Raw genomic sequence first — 13,953 nt, 5'->3', positions numbered from 1 at the left:
TTACAGAATAGGCAAATGCTTATAGGCAGTTACATTTTTCACAAGTGTTGCTGTAGCATTCGCTTTGTTCTTCGATCTTTTCACCGCATTCTGTGCATTGTTTTGCAGGTAAGTTCTTGAAAAATTCAACTACGTTTTCTAACATTGTGGACTCCTCCTTTAAGTTCATCTGTACTATTACTGTTTTATTATTTTCTAGTGTATTATAACAGATGCGTTTCGTCAACACAAAATGCCTAATTTACGTTAAAATAATATATGGATATTTTGTGAAGGAGGAAACGATTATGATTTTCGTTGATAATAAAGGGATCCATGATCCACGCATTAACCTTGCCATTGAGGAGTATTTATTAAAAACAATGGACGTTGAGAAGGAGCCAGTGCTGTTATTTTACATAAATCAGCCATCCATCATTATTGGAAAGAACCAAAATACAATTGAAGAAATTAATACAGATTATGTTGAGGACAATGGTATTATCGTTGTGCGCCGTCTCTCTGGCGGAGGTGCGGTGTATCATGATCTTGGAAACCTAAACTTTAGTTTTATTACAAACGACGATGGCGATAGCTTTATGAATTATAAAAAATTCACTCAGCCAGTTGTAGATGCACTTGCAAAAATGGGCGTGAACGCTGAGCTGTCAGGTCGTAATGATATTTTGGCAGAAGGGCGTAAAGTATCTGGGAACGCACAGTTTTCTACTAAAGGCCGTATGTTTAGTCACGGGACATTAATGTTTGATACAGAAATTGATGCGGTTGTATCTGCATTGAAAGTAAAGAAAGATAAAATTGAATCAAAAGGCATTAAATCGATTCGTTCACGCGTAGCCAATATTTCGGAATTTTTAAAGGACAAAATGACGGTGGAAGAATTCCGCCTAGAAATTTTAAAGTCCATTTTCGGTGGTGAAGAAAATATTCGCTATTATGAACTAACTGACGAAGATTGGGCGAATATTCATAAATTATCCGCTGAACGCTATCAAACATGGGAGTGGAATTACGGTAAATCTCCACGCTTTAATATTCAAAAAACACATCGCTTCCCTTCAGGTGGGATTGATATACGTTTAGAGGTGAAAAATGGTGTGATTGAAGAAGCACATATTTTTGGTGATTTCTTTGGTGTGGGCGATATGACTGATGTAGAACAACGTCTAGTTGGGACAAACTATGACCGTGCTGCTATCGCAAATGCGCTCGTAGATATCAACATTCCAACATACTTTGGTGGCGTATCGACAGAAGAGTTTCTACAATTAATTTATTAACAGTAGATAAAAAAATAGCTGGCAAATGCCTTTCGATAACAAAGATATTTTTAGCCTATACTAAGACGATAGATTGGTTATGCTACTGGAAACATTTTGAGTCGAAACATGCTAAACACCCTAGTAAGGGAAATTCGAAGCTACTTCTGTAATCACAGTAGAAAAGGGCACGCGCAATTATGGCGCGTAGCCTTTTTTTGGTACAATATACGATAGAAAGGAGTGTCGGTATGGAGAAGCATCGAATATTTATTGTCGAGGATGATGTGAAGATTGCATCATTGCTTGCAGAAACATTAAGAAAATATCAATACGAAGTGGAAACAATTCAAGAATTTGACCATTTAATCGAAGAGTTTACAACTTTTAATCCACATATGGTATTGCTTGATATAAATTTACCAGCGTATGACGGCTATTACTGGTGTCGTCAATTACGTCAACATACAACATGTCCAATCATTTTCATTTCAGCGCGATCTGGAGAAATGGATCAAATTTTTGCGCTTGAAAATGGAGGTGACGATTTTATTACTAAGCCATTTAATTATGAGATTGTTTTGGCTAAAATCCGTAGTCACTTGCGTCGGACATATGGCGAATATGCAGCTAGGCAAGAAGAACGGACAATTAAGCAAGGGCAGCTTGTATTGCATCTAGAGCGTATGGAGTTGCATAAAAATGACTTAGAAATTCCATTACAGAAAAAAGAATGTATTATTTTAGAATTATTAATGGGCCATGCACCAAAAGTAGTGACGCGCGAGCAACTGTTAGAGGAACTTTGGGACGATCAGGCATTTGTCGATGAAAATACGTTGAATGTTAATATGACGCGTGTACGTAAAAAGCTAGCGGATTATAATATTTCATCATCAATTGAGACAGTCCGTGGTGCAGGTTATCGCTTTATTTTAAGTGCAGGTGAGCTATAAATGGGCTGGAAACTATTTTTGCGGGATTATGCAACATTTTTTATATTTCAGCTAATATTAGTTGGTTTTATTATGGTGTTGTATTGGCTCGACGGCTTCCGTAACGTTGATACTGCCATTTACTCTGTAAGTATTAGTTTGGTATTGCTATGCTCTTTTCTACTTATTCGCTATTTAATGCGTCAAAGCTATTTGAGCAAAATATTGCATCTTCCAAAGTCTATGGAGGACGTGCTTCAAAAAAATGCTAAGACACCAGAAGCGATGCAAGTGGAAAAGTATATGCATGAATTGTATCGTCTTTATCAGCATGAGCTACATTCGTTGTATGCTAGCCAAAAGCGACACGATCAATTTATGAATCAATGGGTACACCAAATGAAAACGCCTATTTCCGTTATCGAGATGCTATTACAGGATGAGCGCCCTCTCGATAAAAAGAATGTTCAAGAGGAAATAGATCGCTTACGAAGAGGATTGGATATGGTGCTTGTCAATGCACGACTCGAAAACTTTGAAGAGGATATGCAAGTAGAACAAATACCGTTAAAATCGATTGTCACTGCAACTGTTAATGAAAATAAACGTTTATTTATAACGAATAGAGTTTTCCCAGAAATCCATATTGATGATGACATGATTGTGGCAAGTGATTCAAAATGGCTTCGCTTTATTATTGGGCAATTCGTAACAAATGCAGTGAAATATACGTTTGAAGAAAATAAAAAAATTGTGATGTCTGCCATTAAAAAGGATGATTATATTCAGTTAGCAATTTGTGATGAAGGTATTGGTATTCCAGCTTCTGACCTTTCACGCGTGACTAAAGCCTTTTTTACAGGTGAGAATGGACGTAAAACTGGGGAATCCACAGGTATGGGCTTATATTTAGCAAAGGAAATCTGTGAAAAACTAGGGCATCAATTAGACATTACATCTGAAGTAGGTAAAGGTACAATTGTCACCGTGACATTTACAAACTAGGGGGAGCAAAAAATGGGAGAAGTACGTTTGGATGACTGGGTATTAAATATTGAATTAGAAAAGACGAAAAATTTGTATGACTCACAATTAGACGTTTGTGACTGTTTGTTTTGTGAAAATTTTCGTCAGGCTAGCCTATTACTTCAGGATGAGGTAATGCATTTTTGCAATGCACTTGGGCTAAACTTACATAAACCATGCCTACTAAATGCTTTGCCAGTAGAAGGTGAGCAAGTCATGTATAGTGGGCACTATTCAGTTTGTGGCGAAATCATTGAAGGTGAATTAGATGGTTGGGATATGATCGTCGGGGAGCATTGCTTTAGTCTAGTTCAAGAAGAAGCAAACATACCTTCAGCTATTTTAGAGCCACAGTTTCAAATTGGCTTTGAGGTGGTATTTAAATGGCTATTACCAGAATCTATGGAATTAATCGAGAAATAAGGTGGATGAGGCATGCCTATTTTACAAATAAATGATGTGACAAAAGTATATGAGGGAAAGGTTACACATCGTGCACTCAATCAATTAAGCTTTGAGGTTGAGGAAGGTGAGTTTTTAGCTGTAATGGGACCATCGGGAAGTGGTAAAACTACGTTACTAAATATAATTTCTACAATTGACGAACCAACAAGTGGCGAAATTATTTTAGACGGCATGAACCCTCATAAGCTAAATGCTACTGAACTAGCTTTTTTTAGAAGAAGACAGCTTGGCTTTGTTTTTCAGGATTTTAATTTATTGCATATGCTTACTGTCGAGGAAAATATCGTGTTGCCATTAACGCTTGATCAGCAGCCGTTAGAAGTAATGGAAGCGCGTCTTGCAGGTATTATAGAAAAGCTTGATTTAGCTTCTTTCTTGCACAAGCGTCCAAATGAAATTTCAGGTGGACAAGCGCAAAGAACAGCGATAGGGCGAGCACTAATTCATAACCCAAGCCTTATTTTGGCAGATGAACCGACGGGGAATTTGGATTCGAATTCTTCTCGCGATGTACTTGAACTATTAACAAAAATTAATAAGGAAAAACAGACGACAATCGTGATGGTGACCCATGATCCGATTGCAGCAAGTTATTGTGATCGTGTGCTATTTATTAAGGACGGGGAATTTTTCAATGAAATTTATCGAGATGACCGACGTCAAATGTTTTTCCAACGAATTTTAAATGTATTGAGCTTACTAGGGGGAGGGCAAGTAGGTGACCTTTCGACAATTCGCTTACCGTAATGTCGTACGGAATAGCCGTATATACGGAGCCTTTTTTATGGCGAGCTTTTTTTCAGTAGCCGTATTTTTTATCTATTCAATGTTAATGTTTCATCCAGATATTGAACGTGGCATTTTAGGAGAAGTGTCGTTAGTCGGCATGATTGGCGCAGAAATCGTACTTGTTCTCTTCACCTTGTTCTTTTTATATTATTCCATGAGTGCTTTTTTAGAGGCGCGCTCACATGAGTTTGCGATTTTATTGCACCTTGGCATGGAAAAGCGACAAATGAACAAGCTTGTCTTTTTAGAAACAATGATTATCGGTGCAGGCTCTATTATTGTGGGCATTATTTTTGGCTTTTCATTTTCAAAGTTTTTCTTCATGATTGTTCGAGAAATATTGCATCTAGAGGATTTACCGCTTTATGTTTCTTGGCAACCTTTTTTACTTACTATTGGTGTTTTTACGAGTGCCTTTGTCGTTATTTCTATCATTAGCGTGTATTTTACACGTGAGAGAAAACTACGTGATCTTATTAAGGGAAATGATTATATAAATAGCGAAACTAGCTTTTCAAAAGTTCGTGCAACATATGGCATTACTCTTATTTTAGCAACCTATGTGCTGGCATTTATCGTTTCTCATACAACAATGATTGGGCTTACGTTATTAATACCGTTTTTTGCAACTTTCGGAACTTACTATTTTTTTAGTGATTCCGTACCATTCATTTTACAAATTGCACGTGGTAAACGTAAATTTAATTGGCAGCGCTATCGCCTTCTCTCTTTAGCAGAACAAACACATATTATGAGGGATAATGTAAAAATGTTTTTCGTCGTAACGATGGTATCGACGTTAGCATTTTTATCTGTCGGAGTATTGGCTACGATGTCCTCCTACACGACACAATACGATCGATTAAATCCTCTAGGGCTTATTTATAAAGGAGATATCGATAACCCATATGAAGCTACGCACATCAATTCCCTCCGTATCCAATTAGAGGAAAAGGGCTTGTCCTACCATTTATCCCGCTTTGTAGTTGTAAAACAAACTTCCTCGTATACACATAATGAGGTTGAGGTATTCCGAGAATCAGATATGAATGTTTTATTATCCTCCTTTAACTATCCATTGATTAATTTAGAATCTGGAGAAGCGGTGTTCATACCATATTCGGAAGAGTCGTTAAAAAAGCTTAAAAATAAAGAAGTCAAAACAGTTTTAGAAGAAAATGAAATACCTATTACGATAGATAGTGTTTACCCTAAAATAGTATTCCCAGGATCAATAGTAAGTGTAAATTCAATTGTCATTAGCGATGAAGACTTTGTGAAGCTTGTGAAGCCAATTAAGAGTAACGGTGCTGTACAGCCGAGCTACCATCTATTTACTTTTGATATTCCACAGTGGATGGAAACAAAAGAAATTGGTAAGGACATAATTGAAATGGCTTCAACCGAATATTTTAACAATATTAAGAAGGGCAAGCATAGCCCATTTTATTTTGAAAATGCAGGATTAAATTATTCTTATATACTAGCTACCTATTCATTATTTACATTAGTTGGTGTTTTAGTGGCGACTGTATTTTTACTGGCGGCTGGTAGTTTCATTTACTTTAAACTGCATACTTCACTTGAGCGAGAGAAGCGGAAATTTGATGTCCTAAAACGTATGGGTTTAACAGATATAGAGTTGAAAAAGCTAGTCAATCGTCATTTGTTCCCACAATTTTTCTTACCTTGGAGCGTTGCTATGATGCACAGTGCCTTTGCCTTTTTTATGGTGCAAGGCATTTTAAAGGATATTGCTAATATTTCAATTGTTAAAGAAGTATTCTTTGCATTTGGTTTTTTCGTCCTTATTCAAGTCATTTACTTTTACTTAATCCGTTGGCGCTATATCTCACATATCCGTTCTTGAAAATCTGTACAAAAGAGAAAAAAATGAATTTTTTGACGGTAATAATGACATGAAGTAAAAAGACTCATTGTCTTTTAGATATATTTCTTATATAATATTACTGAATAACGATTCATTTTATACGATAAGGGGATGGTGTAATTGAATTTAGTTTCATGTGTTCGTCAACAAGCAGCAGAGCAACCAGAAAAAATTGCGTATCATTTTATGGGGAAAGATACGACGTATGGGGAATTTGAACAGACAATTGGTCGCTTTGCACAGGGGTTACAAGATTTAGGGGTACAAAAAGGGGACCATGTGGCGTTTTTACTCGGCAATACGCCACATTATTTAATTGCTTTATATGCAACAATGCGTTTAGGAGCTACAGCAATACCTGTAAATCCAATTTATACGCCAGATGAGATTTCATATATTTTACGGAATGGCGATGTCAAGGCGGTGATTGCGCTCGATGCACTGCTTCCATTAGTAGAAGTAGGTGTACAAGCCTTTCCAGAAGTTGTGACATTTGTAGTGTGTGAAACGACACCAGATGTGGCTGAAAAAGTAGCTGCTTTATCGGAAGCGGCGAAGGCGAGAACACATTTATTTTCACAAGTCATTGCGCGTGCATCTGGCTCACTAGAACCAGTGAACGTTGCTGAAGATGATACGGCAATTATATTATATACATCGGGCACAACAGGGAATCCAAAGGGTGCCATGCTGTCCCACGGAAATGTCTATTCAAATGCGCGTGACGTCTCTACTTATTTAGGTTATAGAGCGGATGACCGCATTATTGCAACATTACCAGTTTTCCACGTGTTTGCGTTAACAGTAGTTGTCAATGCACCATTAATTAGTGGAGCAACTGTATTGCTTGCACCACGCTTTAGTCCAAGTGAAATATTCGCATTGGCGAAGGAGCAGCAGGCAACGGTCTTTGCTGGTGTACCAACAATGTATAACTTTTTATATTTATTACCTGAGGGCAAGCCAGAAGATTTTTCGACAATTCGATTAGCCATTTCAGGAGGCGCATCTTTACCTGTTGCACTATTACATAATTTCGAACAGAAATTTAATGTGCGTGTATCAGAGGGGTATGGTTTATCAGAAGCTTCACCTGTAACATGCTTCAATCCATTAGACAGAGAACGAAAAGCAGGCTCCATCGGGACATCTATTAACAACGTTGAAAATAGAGTCGTAGATATCAACGGAAGAGAAGTCCCTGTTGGTGAGGTTGGCGAGTTAGTTGTTCGTGGGCCAAACGTCATGAAAGGCTACTATAAAATGCCTGAAGAAACGGCCATGGCCATCCGTGATGGTTGGTTATTTACGGGGGATCTTGCAAAAGTAGATGACGAAGGCTATTTTTATATCGTCGATCGCAAAAAGGATATGATTATTGTTGGAGGCTATAACGTATACCCGAGAGAAGTCGAGGAAGTGTTATTTGCACATGACAATATCGTAGAGGCGGCAGTAGTGGGCTATCCAGATCTTAACTTCGGTGAAGCGGTACATGCTTATATCGTGCTCAAAGAAGAGTCGGCATCTACAGCAGATGATATATTAGCATACTGTGCAAAACATATGGTGAAATACAAAGTTCCAAAGGTTATTGAAATCTTGGACGAGCTACCGAAAAATACAACAGGTAAAATTTTGCGTCGCTCATTGAAGGCGACAAAAGTATAAGATTTTTATATAGAAATAATGTCCACCACAGAAAGTTAAGTGGTGGGCTTTTTTGTTTGAGAATTGTTTGAGTGACTGGCACTCCACGGGGAGAATTCAGAATTGTTTGAGTGCCTGACACTTAAATAAGTTGAGTGCATAGAGCCGTAGTGATAAAATCAGTCATGTGTAAAACTTCTACATACTTTAAAAGGGCTTGTCATATAGTAGGGGAGTAGTAACTTGTATACTCTGTTGTATTGATTTGGAACCCTTTTGTGCGTAACAACGTCCAAGCTTTTAGGAAAAATTAAATTGAAAGAGAGCATACAAAAACAATGATAGGACTCATTCAAGAGTTATTTAGTTTTATAATGCATATTGATGTGCATTTAGAAGAAATTATTCGTGATTTTGGTAATTGGAGCTATCTCATTTTATTTGCAATTGTGTTTGTCGAAACAGGTGTTGTTATTTTTCCATTTTTACCTGGTGATTCATTGCTGTTTGCTAGTGGTACATTAACAGCCGCAATGGGTGCCTTTGATTTATGGGTTCTAATTCCTGTATTTTTGGCTGCAGCAATTTTAGGAGATACAATGAATTATCATATAGGTCACAAAGTTGGCACTTCAATTCCACCTAAGAGCTTTTTAGGCCGAATTGTTAAAAAGGAACGTATGGAGGCAGCGGAAAAGTTTTTTAACACACATGGTGGGAAAACAATTGTGATTGCTCGATTCATGCCTTTTATTCGTACGTTTATTCCATTTGTTGCAGGGGCAAGTAAGATGCACTATAGCTACTTTTTACTGTACAACATTGTAGGTGCAGTTTTATGGGTATTCAGCTGTACATTACTTGGCTATTTCTTTGGTAATATCCCTATTATTAAAGATAACTTCTCGGTCGTACTTATTTTAATTATATTTATCTCAGTCGTACCAGCAGTTATTGGCGCTTTTAAATCTAAATTTGGGAAATAAATCGATGCTTAAGAGATGATTCTCTTTAAGTATGGAGACTATAGACAACTTGAAAATTTCAAGTTTATCTATAGTCTTTTTTATTTAACTAATGTGCTTCTTACAAATGAAATATTCCGAAAGGATTATCAAAAATGTATTATTTAAAACGCCATTAGTACATAAGTAATAAAAAACCAATTGTATAGGTATATGTTAGTTGAAGAATAACAATCAATTAATATGTTGCTGAAAAAATAAGCGTAAGGTAATGAAAGGTGCTATAATAATTACTAGAAAATGGTGAATTGGAGGCAACGAAATGGAAGTATTTATCGGAAGACAGCCAATCTTTAATCTTCACGAACAGGTCGTTGCATATGAATTGTTGTATCGAAATAAAAATGTAAATTCATTTCCTGATGTCGATTCAGATGCTGCAACAGTAGATGTGTTAGTGAACTCATTTTTATCAATTGGTATCGACGAGGTGACGAAAGGTAAGCCTTGTTTTGTTAATTTTACGGAAAACTTGATTATGAGTTCAATCGATGAATTTTTAAATCCTTCTCAAATAGTAATTGAGATTTTAGAGGATGTACCACTAACACCAAAATTAGTTGAGCGTGTCATTGAACTGAAGGCGCATGGATTTAAAATAGCTTTAGATGATTTTATTTTAAACGAAGATGTACAAGTTTATGAAAAACTTTTCCCACATATTGATTATATAAAAGTGGATTTTTTATTTTCCTCTTTGCTGGAACGAATGGAAATTGAAAATATGGTAAAAGAAAATTTCCCGCATATTAAATTGCTTGCTGAAAAAGTAGAAACACAAAAGCAATTTAAAGTAGCTAAGCATTCAGGTTATGAGTTATTCCAAGGCTATTTCTTTGAGCAGCCTCAAATAATTAGAGCAATGGATATACCTGCAAATGCAATTCAATATTTTCATATAATTTCTCTCTTGAAAGAAGAGGAGCCAAATGTTCATCTGTTAGCGGAAAATATAGAACGGGATATATCGTTGACGTATAAATTATTACAAATGATTAATAATTCTAATAGACGATCAAAATCTAAAGTACGTTCAATTAAACAAGCTATACTACTACTTGGTTTAGCCAATCTTCGTAAGTGGATCTATTTATTAGCTTTGCGTGAGTTCGATGGTAAGACAGATTCAGATCTTTTCCAAGAATTAATGCGTACATCATTGTTCAGAGCAAAAGTTTGTGAAAAATTAGCAAAGCTATCTTATAAGCAAAACTTTTCAGAGTACTTTTTAGTGGGGATGTTTTCATTAATTGATACGATATTACAAAGACCGATGAATGCAATTTTACAGCAATTACCTTTTTCAGAGGCAATTACGGAAACAATTTTAGGTGGACAAACTGAAATGACTCCCTATTTAGAATTTAGTATTGCTCTAGGTAAATTAGATTGGGAACGCCTAGAAGAATTAGCACCGCAAATAAATATCGAAATGACAAGTATTGATCTTTTATATAATGAAGCTTTAGAATGGGCAGAAACATCATTATAATTAGGGAAAAACTACAGAAACTAAGCTACCGATGTTCACAAGGTAGCTTTTTTTGTTTGTTAAGTCGAGTTTCTCTTCATCAAGATGAAGTTCTCAACATGAAAACTATTTGCTATAATCATGTCGTCTTTAGAAAAATTCTGATAGTTGAAGTGGGCGTGAGGAAATGAATCAAACACAAGATGTAAAGGCAAGTATAGTGGAATATGTGTATGTAATTGTTGGTGCCGCTATTGTGGCAATTGGTTTTAATGTATTTTTACTACCAAATCAAGTAGCTTCAGGAGGCGTTAGCGGTATAAGTACCATTTTACATGGCTTATTTGGCTGGAATCCTGGACTAGTACAATATGCATTTAATATCCCGTTGTTTTTAGCTGGAGTTCTAATACTTGGTAAAAAGTTTGGCGTAAAGTCTTTTGTTGGCACAGTAACGTTACCGTTTATCGTCTTATTAACTAATAGTTGGGAACCGTGGACGGATAATCCTTTACTTGGTGCGCTTTTTGGTGGAATTGTTGTTGGATTAGGAATAGGACTAGTCTTTAAGGGGAATGCTTCTACTGGTGGCACTGATTTACTAGCTCAAATTATTACAAAGTATACCGGTTTATCGCTTGGTACAAGTGTACTATTAATTGATGGAATTATCGCGATTAGTGCAGCAATTGTTTTTGACTTAGAAAAAGGACTCTATGCCTTAATCGGCCTTTATGTCACAACGAAAACGATTGATATAATTCAGCTTGGATTTAGTCAATCGAAAATGGTGTATATTATTACGTTGAAACAAGATGAAGTGCGTGATGCCATATATGCTGAAATTGATCGTGGCGTGACAAAATTGCCTGCAATTGGCGGTTATACAGGAGAAGCACGACCAGTATTAATGGTTGTTGTCTATCAAACAGAGTTCACAAAGCTGAAACAACTCATTAAAAGCGTTGATCCGTCTGCGTTTGTCATCGTTTCTGATGCTTACGAGGTGTTAGGTGAAGGTTTCAAGCGCGCATAAATTTGGTATAATAGCAATGGTAAGATATTCATTTACTTAGGAGGGGTACTAATGAAAAAAGCAATGTTAACATTAGTGTTCGGTTCAGCAATTTTCTTAGCTGCATGTGGTGGCGGCGGAGATAAAAATAATGCTACGGGTAATAACGATACGGCTGCTGAACCAGACGGTAAAGCTATCGCAATGAAATCATGTGTTTCTTGTCACGGTGGTGAGCTACAAGGTATGGGTAATACACCTGCACTAAACAATGTAGGTTCTCGCTTATCGGAAGAGGAAATTTTAGATGTAATTAACAATGGTCGTGGGGCAATGCCAGCTGGACTTATTAAAGGTGCAGATGCCGAAGCTGTTGCCAAATGGTTAGCGACTCAAAAATAATCAAAGCTAAAAACTAGCGGTTCTGGAGACCGCTAGTTTTTCTATTTAATACATGGAAATAGTATATCTCTCATTATTTTGCACTTGTTTGTTACACCACCGTTTAGAAGAAAGTATAATGGTGTTATTAAATAAACATGCAAACAAGTGTAAATTCATTTCTTTTATACATAGGCATGCTAAAATAAAACAATATTCAATTCGTTTGAATGGAGGCTGCACACATTGGTCGTAGTATTGACAAGGGATGTAATGGAAAAATTTAAGTTAGAACTATTAGGCGGCGAGGAAGGTATAGGAAGAACGATTACTACAAGTGATATTTCTAGACCAGGGTTAGAGATGGCTGGGTATTTTACGCATTATCCTGCAAATCGAGTTCAATTGCTAGGGAAAACAGAACTTTCCTTTTTCGAAATGTTACCAGCAAATGTTAAACTAGAGCGCATGCGTTTACTATGTTCACAGGATACACCTGCGATAATTATCTCCCGTGACCTAGAAGTACCTGAGGAGCTAATTCAAGCCTCAAACGAAAAGCATGTACCTGTATTTAAAACACATATGACGACAACGAAATTTTCGAGTAGGCTAACCAATTATTTAGAGGGGCGTTTAGCACCTATGACAGCGGCACACGGTGTGTTAGTCGATGTCTATGGCATTGGTGTGCTTATTATCGGAAAAAGTGGTGTTGGGAAAAGTGAAACAGCGCTAGAGCTAGTGAAAAAAGGACATCGATTAGTTGCAGATGATTGTGTTGAAATCCGTCAGGAATCAGAGAACTTTTTAATAGGTAGTCCACCACCTCTATTAGAGCATTTATTGGAAATACGAGGGATCGGTATTATCGATATTATGACACTCTTTGGAGCAAGTGCCGTACGACCGTATAAACGTATTACTTTAATTATTGAGTTAGAGATTTGGGATCCTGCCAAAGTATATGATCGTTTAGGTTTAGAAGAAGAGAAAATGAAGATAATTGATACAGAGCTGACAAAACTAACAATCCCAGTTCGACCTGGACGAAATGTATCCGTAATTATCGAAGTGGCAGCAATGAATTACCGTTTGAAAAAAATGGGTGTCAATGCAGCTGAAGAGTTTTCACGACGTTTAGATGAAGTCATTTCTTCAACAGATGAATTAGACGATTAATAAATTGTTAAATATTGAAAGGAGTTAAAGATGGATTTATTACTTTTAGACATTAACCCGGTTGCCTTTCATTTAGGGCCAATTCCTGTACGTTGGTACGGACTGTTAATTGTATCGGGGATTATTTTAGCATATTTTGTTGGACAACGAGAGGCTGTAAAACGCGGTTTGCCTGAGGATTTTTTAGCGGACTTGTTATTATGGGCAGTACCGATCTCAATCGTCTGTGCACGCATCTATTATGTTTCAATGCGTTGGGATTATTATAGTGAAAATCCAGGCAGCATTATTCAAATTTGGAATGGCGGTATTGCTATTCACGGTGCGCTAATAGGTGCATTTGTGACAGCTTACATATTTACTCGGAAAAAAGGGGTAAGCTTTTTACGCGTGGCAGATATTCTAGCGCCAAGTCTATTAATTGGACAAATTATTGGTCGCTGGGGCAATTTTATGAACCAAGAAGCATTTGGTGGACCAGTGTCACGTTCGTTTTTAGAAAACCTAATGCTTCCAGATTGGATTATTAATCAAATGTACATTGAAGAACTAGGAACATATGTACATCCTACGTTTTTATATGAATCTGCATGGAATTTTGTCGGTTTATTAATTTTACTGGCATTACGGAAAGTGAATTTAAATCGTGGGGAAATCTTCTTTGGCTATTTAATTTGGTATTCAATTGGTCGTTTCTATATAGAAGGTTTACGTACAGATAGTCTATATTTAGTTGGAGATATAAGATCAGCGCAGGTCGTTTCAATTATTGGTATTGTCATTGGCCTTGGATTAATTATTTACCGACGATTGAAAGTTAAGCCAGCAGTGAAATATTTGGACAATAAGTAAGGAGTGTAATGT

14 protein-coding genes are annotated in these 13,953 nt (G+C 36.7%); 13 read left to right on the top strand and 1 reads right to left on the bottom strand.

What is annotated here, in order from left to right; genetic code table 11:
- Window positions 1-19: 19 nt before the first annotated feature.
- A complete protein-coding gene (gene yhfH / locus ACIQ1H_RS17385; RefSeq protein WP_069514604.1) occupies window positions 20-145 on the bottom strand; it encodes a protein YhfH in 126 nt (41 codons plus the stop codon).
- Window positions 146-287: 142 nt separating this feature from the next.
- On the opposite strand from yhfH, the gene lplA reads away from it, so the two are divergent.
- From lplA to lgt, 13 genes are all read left to right on the top strand, one after another.
- Entirely contained in the window at window positions 288-1,280 is a 993-nt protein-coding gene (gene lplA, locus ACIQ1H_RS17380) for a lipoate--protein ligase (RefSeq protein WP_402890403.1), read from the top strand.
- Window positions 1,281-1,510: 230 nt separating this feature from the next.
- Entirely contained in the window at window positions 1,511-2,215 is a 705-nt protein-coding gene (locus ACIQ1H_RS17375; protein WP_402890400.1) for a response regulator transcription factor, read from the top strand.
- Complete coding sequence (locus ACIQ1H_RS17370) at window positions 2,216-3,199, top strand: sensor histidine kinase (RefSeq protein WP_173479430.1); 984 nt, start codon at window positions 2,216-2,218, stop codon at window positions 3,197-3,199.
- 12 nt (window positions 3,200-3,211) lie between these two features.
- Window positions 3,212-3,643 (top strand): hypothetical protein, encoded by a 432-nt coding sequence (locus ACIQ1H_RS17365; RefSeq protein ID WP_402890397.1) that lies wholly within the window; start codon window positions 3,212-3,214, stop codon window positions 3,641-3,643.
- Between the two features lie 12 nt (window positions 3,644-3,655).
- Window positions 3,656-4,432 (top strand): ABC transporter ATP-binding protein, encoded by a 777-nt coding sequence (locus ACIQ1H_RS17360; protein WP_402890394.1) that lies wholly within the window; start codon window positions 3,656-3,658, stop codon window positions 4,430-4,432.
- On the top strand, window positions 4,404-6,344 hold the full coding sequence (locus tag ACIQ1H_RS17355) for an FtsX-like permease family protein (protein WP_402890392.1): 1,941 nt from the start codon (window positions 4,404-4,406) through the stop codon (window positions 6,342-6,344). Before ACIQ1H_RS17360 ends, ACIQ1H_RS17355 begins: the two co-directional genes overlap by 29 nt.
- A gap of 141 nt (window positions 6,345-6,485) precedes the next feature.
- On the top strand, window positions 6,486-8,036 hold the full coding sequence (locus ACIQ1H_RS17350) for a fatty acid--CoA ligase family protein (RefSeq protein ID WP_337980439.1): 1,551 nt from the start codon (window positions 6,486-6,488) through the stop codon (window positions 8,034-8,036).
- Window positions 8,037-8,356: 320 nt separating this feature from the next.
- A complete protein-coding gene (locus tag ACIQ1H_RS17345) occupies window positions 8,357-9,001 on the top strand; it encodes a VTT domain-containing protein (RefSeq protein WP_370635742.1) in 645 nt (214 codons plus the stop codon).
- Between the two features lie 301 nt (window positions 9,002-9,302).
- Window positions 9,303-10,532, top strand: coding sequence for an EAL and HDOD domain-containing protein (locus tag ACIQ1H_RS17340; protein ID WP_402890390.1), 1,230 nt, complete (start codon window positions 9,303-9,305; stop codon window positions 10,530-10,532).
- Window positions 10,533-10,698: 166 nt separating this feature from the next.
- Window positions 10,699-11,547 carry a YitT family protein gene (locus tag ACIQ1H_RS17335; RefSeq protein ID WP_402890388.1) on the top strand — a complete coding sequence of 283 codons (849 nt, stop codon included), beginning with the start codon at window positions 10,699-10,701 and terminating at the stop codon, window positions 11,545-11,547.
- Window positions 11,548-11,598: 51 nt separating this feature from the next.
- Entirely contained in the window at window positions 11,599-11,928 is a 330-nt protein-coding gene (cccB, locus tag ACIQ1H_RS17330; RefSeq protein ID WP_139859783.1) for a cytochrome c551, read from the top strand.
- 225 nt (window positions 11,929-12,153) lie between these two features.
- On the top strand, window positions 12,154-13,089 hold the full coding sequence (hprK, locus tag ACIQ1H_RS17325; protein WP_139859785.1) for an HPr(Ser) kinase/phosphatase: 936 nt from the start codon (window positions 12,154-12,156) through the stop codon (window positions 13,087-13,089).
- Between the two features lie 30 nt (window positions 13,090-13,119).
- On the top strand, window positions 13,120-13,941 hold the full coding sequence (gene lgt, locus ACIQ1H_RS17320; protein ID WP_402890385.1) for a prolipoprotein diacylglyceryl transferase: 822 nt from the start codon (window positions 13,120-13,122) through the stop codon (window positions 13,939-13,941).
- Window positions 13,942-13,953 lie beyond the last annotated feature (12 nt).

The sequence above is a fragment of the Lysinibacillus sp. NPDC097279 genome (assembly GCF_044761745.1).
Classification (GTDB): Bacteria; Bacillota; Bacilli; order Bacillales_A; family Planococcaceae; genus Lysinibacillus.
The sequence above is the reverse complement of the archived record's forward strand: the minus strand, read 5'-3'. Positions and strand labels throughout refer to the sequence as shown.